The sequence below is a fragment of the Xanthobacter autotrophicus ATCC 700552 genome (assembly GCF_043194565.1).
Taxonomy (GTDB): domain Bacteria; phylum Pseudomonadota; class Alphaproteobacteria; order Rhizobiales; family Xanthobacteraceae; genus Xanthobacter; species Xanthobacter autotrophicus_F.
The window spans coordinates 12,629-26,737 of the sequence record NZ_JBAFVS010000007.1; the positions used below are offsets into that span (position 1 = coordinate 12,629).

General features: G+C 63.7%; 15 protein-coding genes and 1 tRNA gene. 9 read left to right on the forward strand and 7 right to left on the reverse strand.

Annotated elements, in window-relative coordinates; all coding sequences use genetic code 11:
• Positions 1–36 precede the first annotated feature (36 nt).
• From V5F48_RS09555 to V5F48_RS09565, 3 genes are read right to left on the reverse strand one after another with little or no spacing between them, the layout of a single operon-like run.
• Positions 37–1,251, reverse strand: coding sequence for a ZIP family metal transporter (locus V5F48_RS09555; protein WP_394040351.1), 1,215 nt, complete (start codon positions 1,249–1,251; stop codon positions 37–39).
• A complete protein-coding gene (locus V5F48_RS09560) occupies positions 1,248–2,378 on the reverse strand; it encodes a multicopper oxidase domain-containing protein (RefSeq protein WP_394040510.1) in 1,131 nt (376 codons plus the stop codon). The genes V5F48_RS09555 and V5F48_RS09560 overlap by 4 nt, the downstream gene beginning before the upstream one ends.
• 43 nt (positions 2,379–2,421) lie before the next feature.
• A complete protein-coding gene (locus tag V5F48_RS09565; protein WP_394040520.1) occupies positions 2,422–2,667 on the reverse strand; it encodes a hypothetical protein in 246 nt (81 codons plus the stop codon).
• Here V5F48_RS09565 and V5F48_RS09570 point away from each other — a divergent pair.
• From V5F48_RS09570 to V5F48_RS09600, 7 genes are all read left to right on the forward strand, one after another.
• A complete protein-coding gene (locus tag V5F48_RS09570; protein ID WP_394258633.1) occupies positions 2,579–2,971 on the forward strand; it encodes a helix-turn-helix domain-containing protein in 393 nt (130 codons plus the stop codon). The two genes, V5F48_RS09565 and V5F48_RS09570, sit on opposite strands and share 89 nt — an antisense overlap.
• Positions 2,968–3,324: a hypothetical protein gene (locus V5F48_RS09575; RefSeq protein ID WP_394108467.1), complete on the forward strand. Its 357-nt coding sequence runs from the start codon at positions 2,968–2,970 to the stop codon at positions 3,322–3,324. Before V5F48_RS09570 ends, V5F48_RS09575 begins: the two co-directional genes overlap by 4 nt.
• Positions 3,325–3,454: 130 nt before the next feature.
• Entirely contained in the window at positions 3,455–3,862 is a 408-nt protein-coding gene (locus V5F48_RS09580; protein WP_394040347.1) for a FixH family protein, read from the forward strand.
• Positions 3,859–5,277, forward strand: a complete 1,419-nt coding sequence (locus tag V5F48_RS09585; protein ID WP_394040345.1) for an efflux RND transporter periplasmic adaptor subunit — start codon at positions 3,859–3,861, stop codon at positions 5,275–5,277. Before V5F48_RS09580 ends, V5F48_RS09585 begins: the two co-directional genes overlap by 4 nt.
• Positions 5,274–8,450 (forward strand): efflux RND transporter permease subunit, encoded by a 3,177-nt coding sequence (locus V5F48_RS09590; protein ID WP_394040343.1) that lies wholly within the window; start codon positions 5,274–5,276, stop codon positions 8,448–8,450. The genes V5F48_RS09585 and V5F48_RS09590 overlap by 4 nt, the downstream gene beginning before the upstream one ends.
• Before the next feature lie 10 nt (positions 8,451–8,460).
• Positions 8,461–8,589, forward strand: a complete 129-nt coding sequence (locus V5F48_RS09595; RefSeq protein ID WP_394040341.1) for a hypothetical protein — start codon at positions 8,461–8,463, stop codon at positions 8,587–8,589.
• Between the two features lie 67 nt (positions 8,590–8,656).
• Positions 8,657–9,148, forward strand: coding sequence for a DUF411 domain-containing protein (locus tag V5F48_RS09600; protein WP_394040339.1), 492 nt, complete (start codon positions 8,657–8,659; stop codon positions 9,146–9,148).
• A gap of 268 nt (positions 9,149–9,416) precedes the next feature.
• Here the strand turns inward: V5F48_RS09600 and V5F48_RS09605 are convergent.
• Together V5F48_RS09605 and V5F48_RS09610 are read right to left on the reverse strand one after the other, a co-directional pair.
• Positions 9,417–9,491 (reverse strand) — tRNA-Gly (locus V5F48_RS09605).
• A 157-nt stretch (positions 9,492–9,648) separates the two neighbouring features.
• Positions 9,649–10,137, reverse strand: coding sequence for a cupin domain-containing protein (locus V5F48_RS09610; RefSeq protein ID WP_394258495.1), 489 nt, complete (start codon positions 10,135–10,137; stop codon positions 9,649–9,651).
• A gap of 147 nt (positions 10,138–10,284) precedes the next feature.
• Between V5F48_RS09610 and ettA the strand changes: the two genes are divergently transcribed.
• Together ettA and V5F48_RS09620 are read left to right on the forward strand one after the other, a co-directional pair.
• A complete protein-coding gene (gene ettA / locus V5F48_RS09615) occupies positions 10,285–11,940 on the forward strand; it encodes an energy-dependent translational throttle protein EttA (RefSeq protein WP_394108465.1) in 1,656 nt (551 codons plus the stop codon).
• 95 nt (positions 11,941–12,035) lie between these two features.
• On the forward strand, positions 12,036–13,118 hold the full coding sequence (locus V5F48_RS09620) for a hypothetical protein (protein WP_394258496.1): 1,083 nt from the start codon (positions 12,036–12,038) through the stop codon (positions 13,116–13,118).
• Positions 13,119–13,223: 105 nt separating this feature from the next.
• Here V5F48_RS09620 and V5F48_RS09625 read toward each other — a convergent pair whose 3' ends face one another.
• On the reverse strand, positions 13,224–13,367 hold the full coding sequence (locus V5F48_RS09625; protein ID WP_394258497.1) for a CopG family antitoxin: 144 nt from the start codon (positions 13,365–13,367) through the stop codon (positions 13,224–13,226).
• 11 nt (positions 13,368–13,378) lie between these two features.
• Complete coding sequence (gene otnC, locus V5F48_RS09630; protein WP_394258498.1) at positions 13,379–14,059, reverse strand: 3-oxo-tetronate 4-phosphate decarboxylase; 681 nt, start codon at positions 14,057–14,059, stop codon at positions 13,379–13,381.
• Between the last annotated feature and the right edge of the window lie 50 nt (positions 14,060–14,109).

Here is a 14,109-nt window from a genome sequence, read left to right on the forward strand (position 1 = left end):
CTTTGATGACGCCATGCGCTTCGCGCGCTTCTTGCTTCAGATCTTCACGAGCATGGCGGTTGCGAACATGAAGCCGACCCCGGCTGCGAGGCCCGTCATCGTGCTCGGGATCACGAGGGCCCTCAAGCCTTGCCCATCCGAACGCATCAGATACGAGCCGACCTCGATGATCACCTGGAGGATGGCGCCGGCGCCGATGGCAAGCGCCAGCGCGGACCATTGCGGAGCATAAGCGAGGCTTCCGATCCACAAGCCGAGGATGGCAGGCCCGCCCGCCAGCAGCGTCAGGCCGGCAAATGCCCAAAGCGGAGGGCGTACCTTGAGGATAGGTGCGGCGATGCCGATGCCTTCCGTGATGTTGTGCAGGGTGAAGCCGAGCACCAGAAAGGTGCCGAGGCCGGCGGCGCCGGCGGCAAAGGCGCCGCCGATGGCCAGCCCTTCGCCGAGATTGTGGAGACCGATGCCGAGCGCAATGAAGGTCGCCAGCGCCAGGCCGGTCGGCGTGCCTTCTCGGCGGCCGACTGCCATCAGCAACAGGAAGCTCGCGACCGCCGCGAGGACGACCATCACCGGCCCCTGGAAGATGGCCGCGGCTTCCCCGGCGAGCTCGAAAGCGTCACCCAGGGCGTCGACGAAGAGAAAGGCGAGCAGACCGACCGTGAGTGCCAGCAGGAAGTTCATGCCGCTTCGCCCAACGCCGCGCAGCGCTGGGTAGAACATCAGGCCGACAGCCACCGGGAACAGGCCGACAAAGGCGCCGAGCAAAGCCTGTGAAACGAGGCCCGTCGAATCCCGGGTCGGCGTCGGCACCGCGACTGCAATCTGGTGATCGAACGTTGCACCGGTGTTGGTGACGATCTTGATGGCATGGGCTTCACCGAGGACCCAAGGAAACGGCAAGTGAATCCATGCTGTCGCGGCTCGGGCGATGCTTCCGGGCGGCTCCTGGGTGAACTCCCAGTAGGCGTCATCCACCTGCACCTGGGCGATGGTCATCGGCTCGGAGCCGCCGGCCCGCACCAACACGTGAATGCCGCCCGGCCCGAGGATCGTCCGTTCAAATGTGAGCTTCTCAACAGGCGGCGCGCCGTTGTTGAAGCTCCTGAGGGGATCGGTGGAGACGAGCCAAAGGGCCGCCAGACCGAAGGCAAGAAGGGGCAGCAGGACCCACAGTAGCCGCGTCCGATCGGCGAGGCCCGCGGGAACAGCCGGCGGATCGACAATGCCTTGCGTTTCGACGACATCGCTCATGACAGCGCCTCCGCCACATCGAACATGCCGACCCAGCCGAGTTCGGTGAACTCTGACTGGTGCGGGTGGAACATGTAGAGGCCCGGCTCATGGTCCTTGAACGTAAACTCGAGGATGCCGCGCTGGGCTTGGCATTGGATGATCAGGTCGACCGTCTTCAGCGTCGGCGTCAGCGTTGTCCCCTGATCGAAATAGTTGAAGAAATTCGCGTGCAGATGGAAGGAATTGATCGGATCGAACTCGACAACGTTAATGAGGTAGATCCGGACCGGCCTGTCGCGGATGATCCTGATCGGGCGCTTCGCATAAGCGTGCGCCACGGTATTGACCGCATAGACCTCGTTCTCGTTGTCGAAATTGGTGTCGAAGGCATTCATCACCATCACGAATTCCTGCCACCGCGCATTCTCCGGCGTCCCCAGGAGGCGGGAGCGCGCAATATCGGCCTGGTCGGGATGGCGGGAAGGATCCGGATCGACGATGAACGCTCCATACATGCCCTTGTGGATGTGCCGCTTCAGGGGCAGGGCATGGCAATGGTAGAGGTGGCAGCCGAACGGGCGGGCATCGAATTCATAGACGAACTCGCCGCCGGGGTTGATCAATCCCGCGCCGGGGACCCCGTCCATGCGTGCGGCATGAATGCCGTGAAAATGCATGGAATGGGGATGTGACCCGTAGTTCTTAAAGACGATCCTCAAACGGTCTCCTTCGGTCGCGCGCAGGGACGGCCCCGGAACCCGGCCGTTATAAGTCCACGCCGGAAACATGATGCCCGGCGCAATCTCGATTTCCTTGTCCTCGGCTACGACCTCGAAGGTGCGCAGCGTCTGGCCAGTGGGCAGCGTCGAAATCGTTCCGGTGTCCCAATCGCCGAGGATCTTCAGTGGGTCGAAGCCGTTACGGGCGTCGTCCACATCCCCGACCGTGATCATCGCCCCGTGGGCGCCCCGATGGGCGGGAACGGTCTCAAGCTTTGCTTGGGGAAGCTCGTGCGTCGTATGGTTTATTTGTCCCAGTGCCCCCGCGCCAGCACAAACGGCCGTTCCGCCTGCGGCGACCAAACCACCGCCGATCAGGCCGCGCCTGCTGATTTTTCCTCGGATCCAGCCGCCAATATCAGCCATTTCGATATTTCTGCAAATGAGAATGATTTGCATTTATGGTATATCAAACCGTGGCTTTTTCAAATGGAATCTGATGATCGAATGGGAGTCTGATGAGAGGAAACTCACTGGTCGCGGGGCTACTTTCAGCGGGTGAGGTGAGTATTCTCGAGTTCGAGCCTGCTGTTTTGCGTCGCCAGGCCATGTTCAACATCGGCAGAATGGAGCGCGCGCGGAAGCGGCAGCGGTTGACCGCCAAGGCTCTTGCCCAGCGGGCCGGCATATCGCCGGTCACCTTGTCGCGTGTCATCAACGGGCAGCAGGTTCCGGATGAAGACACGGTTGACGGCTTGGTGCGCGCTCTGGGATTCCCGCGGGAGTTCTTCTTCCGGGACGACGCGGCGCCGATCAGCGCTGATGCCGCCAGCTTCCGGAGCCTCACGCGATGTCGGCGCGAGAGCGCGATGCCTTCGCTTCGCCGGCCGCGCGTGTCCGCGACGCACGCCCTCATCCTGAGTATGGCAGTGGCATCCGCCTGCCACGAACCTGTGACAGCTTCGTACCGCTGCTCGCATTCCCAGAATGCCTCACCTATGACATGTTGCACTGCATGAACATCGCCGCTTGGCTCCAAAGGCTGCTCGCGATCCTTGCGATCGTGGGGCTCATCGCCGGACCGTTCACCGCACCGGTGAGCGGCGCCGCGATGGCGGCGGCCTCTGCTATGTCCATGCCCGAAATGGCGGGTGACATGCCGTGCTGTCCGGATGAGACACCAGCGGTTCCCAACTGCCAGAAGACCTGCCCATTAATGGCATTGTGCATGGCCAAGTGGTTCTCGGTGGCACCGACGCTTTCGAGCCTGTCCTTCGTTTTCTGGGATCGGAGCGATGCCATGCGCCCCGCCAGCGACGTCTTGGGCGACGCGCTCGCGATAGAACCCCCAGCTCGACCTCCGCGAACCTAGAACATCGCCGGCGTTTCTGCGCCGGCTCGTGCCGCCCCAGCGAGGCTCGGGCGGCCGAGAACGCGCGGCCATGGCCGCGCAACGCCGGGCCATGCGCACGGTGCTTCGATGAATCAGGGATTTTCAAATCATGACGACGTTTTCTATAAAGCGCGCCGGTGCGGCGGCGCTCGCGGCCGTGCTTTCCATGGCGGCCCTCTCGACGGCGCGCGCCGACATCACCGATTACGAGTTCCAGCTCGTTCAGACGAACGTCAAGCAGGGCAACGGCGCCATCGTCGCCGTCCGGCTCGTCGACAAGCGATCCGGCAAGGCGGTTCCGGACGCCGTCATCTTCGCGACCCGAATCGATATGGCTCCCGACGGCATGGAGACGATGGCGGCACCGATCGAGGCGCTGCCGTCGACCGAGCCGGGTGTCTATCGCTTCAAGACCAACCTGATGATGGCCGGCGGTTGGCGGCTTTCGCTTGGCTCCAAGATCCAGGGTGAGACCGGCACGCTCGAGAACAAGCTGGTCCTCAAGGCCCTGCCATGAAACGGATCGCCCTTACGGGTCTCGCCCTCGCCGCCGTTCTGGCGGCGGGGGTCGGAGGCTATTGGGCGGGTGTCGGGGGTCTTCCCGCGCCCGGCCTGCGCCAATGGTTCGGTGTCGAGGCAACCCTTGCAGCGGCTGAGCCGGTCGGCACGGGAGCGGTGATCTATCATCAGGATCCCGGCGGCAAGCCCGCCTATTCGGCGAGCCCGCGCCAGACCGGGGACGGTCGGGCGTTCCGGGCTGTCCGCGCCAGCGAGGATGTGAGCTTCGAGGACAAGCCGCCGGCAGTCGTGGCCGCCAGCCCGGCCGGCCCAGGACGGATCCTTTATTACCGCAATCCGATGGGCCTGCCGGACACCTCGCCGGTGCCGAAGAAGGACTCCATGGGGATGGACTACATCCCCGTCCATGAGGGCGAGGATGACGACGGCCCGGTCGTGAAGGTGTCGCTCGGCAGGCTGCAGCGAACCGGCGTGCGATCGAAGCTGGTCGAGCGGCGCGTGGTCGGCAGGCTGGTGCGCGTGCCGGGAACCGTCCAGCTCGACGAGCGGCGCATCTCCGTGGTCGCGACCCGGAGCGAGGCCTTCGTCAACGAGGTGGCCAACATCACGACAGGGGATCGGGTCACGAAGGGCCAGGTTCTGCTGCGGCTTTATTCACCGGACATCGCCGCCGCCGGTGCCCAATTTCTCACGGACCTCAATGGCGGTGGGCGCGACAGCGCTCTCGGTGGCGCCCGCCAGCGCCTGGAAAATATCGGCCTGCCGACCGAGGCGATCGCCGAGATCGAGCGCACCCGCAAGGTACCGCTGTCGGTGGCGTGGCGCGCGCCGCGCGATGGCATCGTGCTCGAACGCACGGTGGTCGACGGCATGAAGGTAGCGCCCGGCGAGGTGCTGTTCCGCCTGGCCGACATCTCGACCATCTGGGTGCTGGCGGATGTGCCGGAGTTCGACCTCGGCGCCGTTCGGCTCGGGGCGCCGGTGACAATCCGGGTGCGGAGCCTTCCGGGACGCGGCCTCAATGGTCGGGTGTCGCTGATCTATCCGCAGGTCGGCGAAGCCACGCGGGCCACAAGGGTACGGATCGAGATCGCGAACCCGGACGGCGCCCTGCTGCCCAACATGTATGCCGAGGTGGAGATCGGCACCGGCGACGCCGCTCCGGTCGTTGCCGTGCCGGACGACGCCGTCATCGATACCGGCACGCGACAGGTGGTGATCCTCGACCGGGGCGAGGGCCGGTTCGAGCCGCGCGAGGTGAAGATCGGCCTGCGCGGCGAGGGCTTCACCGAAATCCGCGAGGGGATTGCCGAGGGCGACCGCGTCGTGGTCGCGGCCAATTTCCTGATCGACGCCGAGAGCAATCTGAAAGCCGCCCTGCGCGGCCTGACACCTCCGGAGGCGCAGCCATGATCGCACGCCTCATCGGATGGTCCGCCCGCAACCTGGTGCTGGTCTTCGTCGGTACGGTGTTCGCCGTAGCGGCCGGGCTTTATGCGCTGAAGACGCTGCCGCTCGACGCCATCCCCGACCTCTCCGACGTCCAGGTGATCGTCTATACCGACTATCCGGGCCAGGCGCCGCAGGTGGTCGAAGACCAGGTCACCTATCCGCTCACCACCTCCATGCTGACGGTGCCGAAATCCAAGGTGGTTCGCGGGTTCTCATTTTTCGGCGTCTCCTTCGTCTACGTCATCTTCGAGGACGGCACTGATCCCTATTGGGCGCGCTCGCGCGTGCTCGAATATCTCAACGCCGCTGCGCAGCGATTGCCGGCGGGCGTGACACCAACCCTCGGGCCGGACGCCACCGGCGTCGGCTGGGTCTACCAATACGCCGTCGTCGCCAAGGAAATGACGCTCGCCGAACTGCGCTCGCTGCAGGACTGGGTGATCCGCTTCGGCGCGTCAAAGGCGGAGGGCGTCGCCGAGGTCGCCAGTGTCGGCGGCTTCGTGAAGCAATATGCGATCGTGGTCGATCCGAACCGGCTGCGGGCGCTTGGCATCCCGCTCGATCGGGTGCGTGAGGCTGTCAAGGCGAGCAATGCCGATGTCGGCGGTCGCACCGTCGAACTCTCCGAGTTCGAGTTCATGGTGCGCGGGCGCGGCTATATCAGGAACGTCGCCGACATCGAGAACGTGGTGCTGAAGACCGAGCGCGGCGTGCCGCTGCGGGTGAAGGACGTGGCCCGCGTCGAGATTGGACCGGACGAGCGGCGCGGTATCACCGAGCTCAATGGCGAAGGCGAGGTGGCGAGTGGCATCGTGCTGCAGCGCTTCGGTGCCAACGCACTGACCGTGATCGAGAACGTCAAGGCGCGGCTCGCCGAGATCGCGTTGAGTCTGCCCAAGGGTGCCGAGATCGTGCCGGTCTATGATCGTTCCGAACTGATCGGCCGGGCGATCGAGACGCTGAAGGGCACGCTGATCGAGGAGAGCATCATCGTCGCGCTGGTGTGCGTGGTGTTCCTGCTGCATCTGCGCAGCGCCCTCGTCGCTATATTGATGCTGCCGGTCGGCATCCTGATGGCGTTCGCGGCAATGAAGGCGATCGGGCTCGGCTCCAACATCATGAGCCTGGGAGGAATCGCCATCGCCGTCGGCGCCATGATCGACGCCGCCATCGTGATGATCGAGAACGCCCACAAGCATCTGGAGCGCGCCCCGCCGGACAAGCCGCGCGTTGAGATCCTGATTGAGGCGGCGAGCCAGGTCGGACCGGCGCTGTTCTTCAGCCTGCTCGTCATCACCGTCTCTTTCCTGCCGATCTTCACGCTGGAATCGCAAGAAGGCCGGATGTTCGGTCCGCTCGCCTTCACCAAGACCTTCTCGATGGCCGCCGCAGCGCTGCTGTCGGTGACGCTGGTGCCGGCGCTCATGGTGGTCTTCGTGCGCGGCCGGATCATTCCGGAGCACCGGAACCCGATCAACCGCCTGCTGATCTTCCTCTATCGCCCGGTCATCCGCGGCGTGCTGAAGGCGAAGACGCTCACCATCATCGTCGCGCTCGTCGTGCTCGGCGTCACGATTTGGCCGGCACGCCAGCTCGGTTCTGAGTTCATGCCGAACCTCGACGAAGGCACGCTCATGTACATGCCGACCACCTTGCCGGGGATCTCCGTCACCAAGGCCGCTGAGTTGCTGCAGGTGCAAGACCGGATCATCAAAAGCTTCCCGGAAGTGGCTTCGGTCTACGGCAAGGCCGGGCGCGCTCTCACCGCGACCGACCCGGCGCCGACCGAGATGTTCGAGACCATCATCAACCTTAAGCCCAAAAGCGAATGGCGGCCGGGCGTCTCCATTGACAGCCTGAAGGCCGAGATGGATCAGGCGCTGCAATTCCCCGGCGTCTCCAACGCCTGGACCATGCCGATCCGAGCCCGCATCGACATGCTGGCGACCGGCATCCGCACCCCGGTCGGAGTCAAGGTGTTCGGGACGGATCTCGGCCAGATGGAACAGACCGCGCGCGAGATCGAGCGGGTGCTGCGGTCCGTACCGGGAACATCGAGCGCCTATGCCGAGCGGGTGATCGGTGGCTACTACCTTGACATCGTGCCGGATCGTGACGCGCTAGGTCGCTATGGCCTGGCCATTGGCGATGTCCAGGGCGTGATCGCAAGCGCGCTCGGGGCCGAGACGGTGACGACCACAGTCGAGGGTCGTGAGCGCTACGCAGTCACGATCCGCTACCCTCGCGACTTCCGCAGCGACCCGCAATCGATCGCCCGCGACGTCCAGGTGCCGCTGCCGGGCGGCGGCACGGTGCCGCTCGGCGAAGTCGCCAAGGTCGAGCTGACCCGCGGCGCGACCTCGATCCGCACAGAGAACGGCCAGTTGGCGGTCTATGTCTTCGTCGACATCGCCGACCGCGATCTCGGCGGCTATGTCGCGGAGGCCCAAGCGGCGGTGGCGAACGAGGTGAAGCTGCCGCCGGGCACCTATGTCGCGTGGAGCGGCCAGTTCGAATATCTGCAGCGTGCCGAAGCCCGGCTGAAGATCGTCATCCCGGTGACGCTGCTGGTCATCTTCCTGCTGCTCTATCTCAACTTCAGGGCGCTCACCGAGACGCTCATCGTCATGCTGTCGCTGCCCTTCGCACTGGTTGGCGGCATCTGGCTGATGTGGTGGCTCGGCTTCAACATGTCGGTCGCCGTGGCGGTCGGCTTCATCGCGCTCGCCGGCGTTGCCGCCGAGACCGGCGTCATCATGCTGATCTACCTCGAGCAGGCGATGGCGGAACTGAAGGCCGGACGGGAGGCGGAAGGACGGTCTTTCACCCGAGAGGATCTCTACCAGGCGATCATGCTCGGCGCCGTCGAGCGGGTGCGGCCGAAAATGATGACCGTCATCGCCATCACGGCCGGGCTCGTCCCGATCCTGTGGAGCACCGGCACCGGCTCGGAGGTGATGCAGCGCATCGCCGTGCCGATGATCGGCGGCATGCTGTCCTCGACCATACTGACGCTGGCCGTGATCCCGGCAGTCTACGGCCTGATCAAGGGTTGGCGATTGCCGCGGAGCGCGGCGGGCGCCGAGACTGAGCACGAGCCCGAACCGGCAGACCTCAAGGCCGCTGCCGAATGAGGAGGTTCAGATGATGCACGACATGATGGGAGCCATGGGGTGGGGCATGGGGTGGGGCATGGGCCTCACCGGCCTGGTCGGTCTGGTCGTCCTGGTGCTGGTGATCGCCGCACTCGTGAAGTACGTCTTCTTCCGGTGAGGTGGGTCATGCGCAACTTCGATTGGAAGTCGGAGGCGAGGAAACAGCCAACGAAAGGAGAAGCGCCATGATAACCAAGCTATTCGCAACACGGCGGGAGCTGATGATCGGGGCCATACAGGCAACCGCTATGCTCGTGCTGTCGCGATCCTCATGGGCGGCTGAGATACTGCCCAAGATGACCGTGACCCGCGATCCGAACTGTGGCTGTTGTGGCGGTTGGGTTGCCCATGTGAAGGCAGCCGGATTTCCGGTCGAAGTGATCGAGGCACCCGACCTCGCGCCCCTCAAGGCCAGGCTCGGCGTGCCCGATGCCCTGATCTCCTGCCATACGGCGGAAGTTGGCAGCTATGTCGTCGAGGGGCATGTTCCGGCCAGCGCGATCAAGCGGCTTCTCCTCGAGCAACCGCAGGCGACGGGCCTGGCCGTTGCCGGCATGCCCGCCGGCTCGCCAGGGATGGAGGTTTCGGGTACGCCGCCCGAGGTCTATCAGGTCGTGCTCTTCGGGCCGGGTAGTCAGCACGTGTTCGCACGCTATCGCGGGTCGCAGGCGCTCTGATTTCGCTCGTTGGAGGCACGCGAGAGGATGACGCCGACGTCAGCTAGGCAAACCCCGATGTCGAGTGGATACCAGCCGATGGCCCACGCTTTCGACCGCTTCCAGTCTCAAATTCGAACCAGGCCCCAGTTGTGATCCGAAGGGTGGCGTTGAGTGTGCACGGTGCTCACGTAGCATTCGGTGGACACCATGTGGACACCACAGCCCAAAAACAAAAAGGCCGCTCAAGGCGGCCATCTTGTATCTTCTTGATTTACTTATTGAATTTTGGAGCGGGCGATGGGATTCGAACCCACGACCCCAACCTTGGCAAGGTTGTGCTCTACCCCTGAGCTACACCCGCATCCATTTTGCCGGCGTCGCAGTGCGTCGCGGCGGTGCGTTCGTATGCCAAAACCCCACGCAGAATGCAACAGGCATCACACCAACTTGTCCACAGGCTTCGGACCCACGGCACCTGGAGCCGCAGAAAGTCGCGATAGTTCAATCCGCTAGCGCCATCATTCGCGATGGATGGGATCGATCCACTTCACCGCCTCGGGCTTCTCCACCGGCTCGATATCGAGATTCACCACCACCGGATCCTGCCCGGAGCGCACCAGGACGCATTCCAGCACCTCATCCGGGGACGCGTTGATCTCCTGGTGGGGCACGTAGGGCGGCACGAAGATGAAGTCGCCGGGTCCGGCCTCGGCCACATATTCCAGCTGTGCGCCCCAGCGCATGCGCGCGCGGCCCTTCACCACATAGATGATGCTCTCCAGATCGCCATGGTGGTGCGCGCCGGTCTTGGCGTCCGGATGGATATGCACCGTGCCGGCCCAGATCTTCTCCGCCCCCGCCCGCGCCCGGTTGATGGCGGCGGCGCGGTTCATGCCTGGGGTCTGGGCGGTGTTGGGATCGAGGCTGTCGCCGGGGATCACCTTCACCCCGTGCGTGCGCCAGTCCACCGTGCCGTGTCCGTCGTCGTGGGAATGATCCGTACCCATCCCGTCCTCCCTGTCGCCAAGGCCCCGCCCGCGGGGCCGATTCCCGTTACCCGGCCCCGCCCGCGGGGCCGATTGCCTTGCCGCGCCGCCGCGCGAGGGCTAGAACGGCGCCAACTCAACGCATCCCATTTCAGGAGACGGCGGCTCATGGCGCCCTATCAGTATGCCTACCACATGCACGGCATGACCAAGGCCTATCCGGGCGGCAAGAAGGTGCTCGACAACGTGCACCTGTCTTTCTACCCGGATGCCAAGATCGGCGTGCTCGGCGCCAACGGCTCCGGCAAGTCCACCCTGCTGCGCATCATGGCCGGCATGGACAAGGATTTCTCGGGCGAGGCGCGCCCCGCCGAGGGCGTGCGCGTGGGCTACCTGCCGCAGGAACCGCCGCTGGATCCGACCAAGACCGTGCGCCAGAATGTCGAGGACGGCGTGGCCAAGCAGAAGGCCATCATGGAGCGCTACAACGAGCTCGCCATGAACTACTCGGACGAGACCGCCGACGAGATGACCCAGCTGCAGGACGAGATCGAGGCCCAGGGCCTGTGGGATCTCGACAGCAAGGTGGAGCAGGCCATGAACGCCCTGGGCTGCCCGCCGGACGACTGGGACGTGACCCGCCTGTCCGGCGGCGAGCGGCGCCGCGTGGCCCTGTGCCGGCTGCTGCTGGAACAGCCCGAGCTGCTGCTGCTCGACGAGCCCACCAACCATCTGGACGCCGAGACGGTGAACTGGCTGGAAGGCCACCTGCGCACCTATCCGGGTGCCATCCTCATCGTCACCCACGATCGCTACTTCCTCGACAATGTCACCGGCTGGATCCTGGAGCTGGACCGCGGCCGCGGCATTCCCTACGAGGGCAATTATTCCTCCTGGCTGGGCCAGAAGCAGAAGCGCCTGCAGCAGGAGGGCCGCGAGGACGAGGCCCGCCAGCGGGCGCTAGCCCGCGAGCAGGAATGGATCGGCGCCAGCCCCAAGGCCCGTCAGGCCAAGAACAAGGCCCGCATCCAGCGCTATGACGATCTGGTGCAGAAGGCGTCCGAGCGGCAGCCCTCCGCCACGCAGATCGTCATCCCCGTGGCCGAGCGGCTGGGGCAGAATGTCATCGCCTTCGACCATCTCAGCAAATCGTTCGCCGACAAGATGCTGATCGACGATCTGTCGTTCAAGCTGCCGCCGGGCGGCATCGTGGGCGTCATCGGGCCGAACGGCGCGGGCAAGACCACCTTGTTCCGCATGATCACCGGGCAGGAGACGCCGGACGGCGGCACCATCGAGATCGGCGAGAGCGTGAAGCTCGGCTATGTGGACCAGAGCCGCGACGCGCTGGATGACAAGAAGACCGTGTGGGAGGAAATCTCCGACGGCAACGAGGTGATCTACGTCGGCAAGAAGGAGATCCCCTCGCGCGCCTATTGCGCGGCCTTCAACTTCAAGGGCGGCGACCAGCAGAAGAAGGTGGGCATGCTCTCGGGCGGCGAGCGCAACCGCGTGCATCTCGCCAAGGTGCTGCAGCGCGGCGGCAACGTGCTGCTGCTCGACGAGCCCACCAACGACCTCGACGTGGAAACCCTGCGCGCGTTGGAAGAGGCGCTGGAGGATTATGCCGGCTGCGCGGTCATCATCTCCCATGACCGCTTCTTCCTGGACCGCATCGCCACCCACATGCTGGCCTTCGAGGGCGACAGCCATGTGGAATGGTTCGAGGGCAACTTCGCGGATTATGAGGAAGACAAGAAGCGCCGCCTGGGGCTGGATTCGGTGATCCCGAAGCGGATTCAGTACAAGAAGTTTTCGAGGTAGGCGGGGAGGGCGATAAGTATATCACAGTATACATGATGCCGAGTATTGGTTATTACTCGGCTTGCAAGTAGGGGTTTCTGCTTGGGAGTGTGATTATGCGAGAGCACATTAGAAAGCTTATCGATCTTCGTTATTTGGAGGTCTGCAATTCGCAAATGGCTTTCGACTGGTTGTCCAAGCAGGAACCCCCGCGTTCTGTATACCGGAACAGGTTTTCATTGACCGATGATCACAGTGACCTTGAGTGGGTGCTGTTCGAGCGAAACGACGCATTAATTGACCATGGGCTCGCACGGTATGGATGGGCTTGTGATGTTGCCAGTAAGCTCTATACCCGAATCGGCCATGCTGATCGCTGTACTATGAGAGCATGCCACATCGCAGGTGGCGGTCCTTCAGAGCCGTTCGACTTGTTAAGTGCGATATCCCCAGATACCATGGCGGAGCTAACGTGCTGGGTAACAAACCCTAATATTGGTGACCAGAATTTTGATTATTTATTCAAGCGTGAAAATGTGTTTAGTTTGTTAAATGAGGAGCAATTCCAGAAGGTACTAGCCTCATCTGGAGCCAATCCGCGCATTTCAACGCCGTATAAGTCACTGTTTATGGATGGATGGGACCAGTATAGTTACCATAGAGTTTTCGATGAGGCTTGGCTTCTGACGATGCATGTGCCGATGAGTCAGGAATGGGCAAGCGTGTTGGAGAGCCTTCTTCAAAATGCGGTAGCTTGGTCTCCCAGTCTGGATGTCAGCGCAGCGCTGGAACGTTGGCGCATTGACGATAAACCCGAGGACAGCACCGAATGGTTTAACCACTCGCCGTCTTGGTACTTGCGTGGAATTATTGCTCGCCTCCTCAAACCAACTTCTGACATTTTGCATTCTTCTGACATGGCCCTCAGGGCATCGTTCTATTCAAGATTTGATCCAGCCAAATTTCCGAACTGGGCTAATTTTGCAGAGCATGATGGAAGCGTTTTCTTTGAGTATGCTCTGCAAAATGAGGCTCTGTGGCGAGTGGAGGAGGACCGGCACCAGTTGGAAGGTTTGGCCTGGGCAATGCCGGACCCGCGCTCGTCATTGGACGCACCGAACCACTACAAAGCCGTAGAAGAGCGGATGCGTAAAAAATATCCGGGCTGGTTTGCAGACGAAGAGCCAGCGGCTCCATGACGAGGTCTGAGTCTGGTACGCTTGACATCAATTTCGTCCTATTGGCGAAGGGGGGCAACCGTAGCGATTATCGGAGTATCAGACCTACACCGAACGCGCGTACCCTCACCCCACCGCCTCCTTCAGCCACATCTTGATCCGCGACTGATACGACACGTCCCTCGTGCTCGCCTCCACCTTGATCCGCTCCAGCAGCGAGACGGACGGGCGCCGGCAGAGGGAGCCCGTGGTGGGGCTTTGGATCGGCAAGCCCCCGCCCCCTAATGCCCATGCCCCCCATGCCCCTCATGCTCGTCCGCCGGCAGGGAGACGCCGAAGACCTTCACCAGGTCGGCCACCTGCTCCGGCGAGAGGTAGCGCGGGTTCAGGCCGCGCAGCAGCAGATAGAGGCGGGCGGTTTCCTCCAGTTCCTCGGTGGCGAAGACGGCGGCTTCCAGCGTGTCGCCGGCCACCACCGGGCCGTGATTGGCCAGCAGCACCGAGGAATAGCGCCCGGCCAGCCCCCGGATGGCGTCCGACACCGCCGGGTCGCCGGGCCGATAATAGGGCACCAGCGCGGTCTGGCCGCAGCGCATGAGATAATAGGGCGTCATGGGCGGCAGCACCGCCTTGGGGTTGATTTCCGGCAGCATGGTGAGCGCCACCGAATGGGTGGAATGCAGGTGCACGATGGCCCGCGCGCCGGAGCGCGTGTCGTAGAGCGCCTGGTGGAGCGGGATCTCCTTGGTGGGCGCGTCGCCGGAGACGATGCGGCCGGTGGCGTCGAGGCGCGAGATGCGCGCCGGATCAAGGAAGCCCAGCGAGGCATTGGTGGGCGTCACCAGCCAGCCGCCATCGTCGAGGCGCAGGCTGATATTGCCCGACGAGCCGGGGGTGAGGCCGCGCTCGAACAGCGAGCGGCCGAACATGCAGATGCTTTCGCGCAGTTTTGTTTCCGACATGGCATGTCCTCGGCCCGGCCTCCAGGATGAGACGCAGGCTCCAAAGCGGG

Bases quoted from the DNA above. Each gene is read 5' to 3' on its own strand.
- V5F48_RS09555 (WP_394040351.1), bottom strand. From the start codon at position 1,251: ATGAGCGATGTCGTCGAAACGCAAGGCATTGTCGATCCGCCGGCTGTT.
- V5F48_RS09560 (WP_394040510.1), bottom strand. From the start codon at position 2,378: ATGGCTGATATTGGCGGCTGGATCCGAGGAAAAATCAGCAGGCGCGGC.
- V5F48_RS09570 (WP_394258633.1), top strand. From the start codon at position 2,579: ATGGAGCGCGCGCGGAAGCGGCAGCGGTTGACCGCCAAGGCTCTTGCC.
- V5F48_RS09565 (WP_394040520.1), bottom strand. From the start codon at position 2,667: ATGACACGCGACAAGGTGACCGGCGATATGCCGGCCCGCTGGGCAAGA.
- V5F48_RS09575 (WP_394108467.1), top strand. From the start codon at position 2,968: ATGAACATCGCCGCTTGGCTCCAAAGGCTGCTCGCGATCCTTGCGATC.
- V5F48_RS09580 (WP_394040347.1), top strand. From the start codon at position 3,455: ATGACGACGTTTTCTATAAAGCGCGCCGGTGCGGCGGCGCTCGCGGCC.
- V5F48_RS09585 (WP_394040345.1), top strand. From the start codon at position 3,859: ATGAAACGGATCGCCCTTACGGGTCTCGCCCTCGCCGCCGTTCTGGCG.
- V5F48_RS09590 (WP_394040343.1), top strand. From the start codon at position 5,274: ATGATCGCACGCCTCATCGGATGGTCCGCCCGCAACCTGGTGCTGGTC.
- V5F48_RS09595 (WP_394040341.1), top strand. From the start codon at position 8,461: ATGATGCACGACATGATGGGAGCCATGGGGTGGGGCATGGGGTGGGGC.
- V5F48_RS09600 (WP_394040339.1), top strand. From the start codon at position 8,657: ATGATAACCAAGCTATTCGCAACACGGCGGGAGCTGATGATCGGGGCC.
- V5F48_RS09610 (WP_394258495.1), bottom strand. From the start codon at position 10,137: ATGGGTACGGATCATTCCCACGACGACGGACACGGCACGGTGGACTGG.
- ettA (WP_394108465.1), top strand. From the start codon at position 10,285: ATGGCGCCCTATCAGTATGCCTACCACATGCACGGCATGACCAAGGCC.
- V5F48_RS09620 (WP_394258496.1), top strand. From the start codon at position 12,036: ATGCGAGAGCACATTAGAAAGCTTATCGATCTTCGTTATTTGGAGGTC.
- otnC (WP_394258498.1), bottom strand. From the start codon at position 14,059: ATGTCGGAAACAAAACTGCGCGAAAGCATCTGCATGTTCGGCCGCTCG.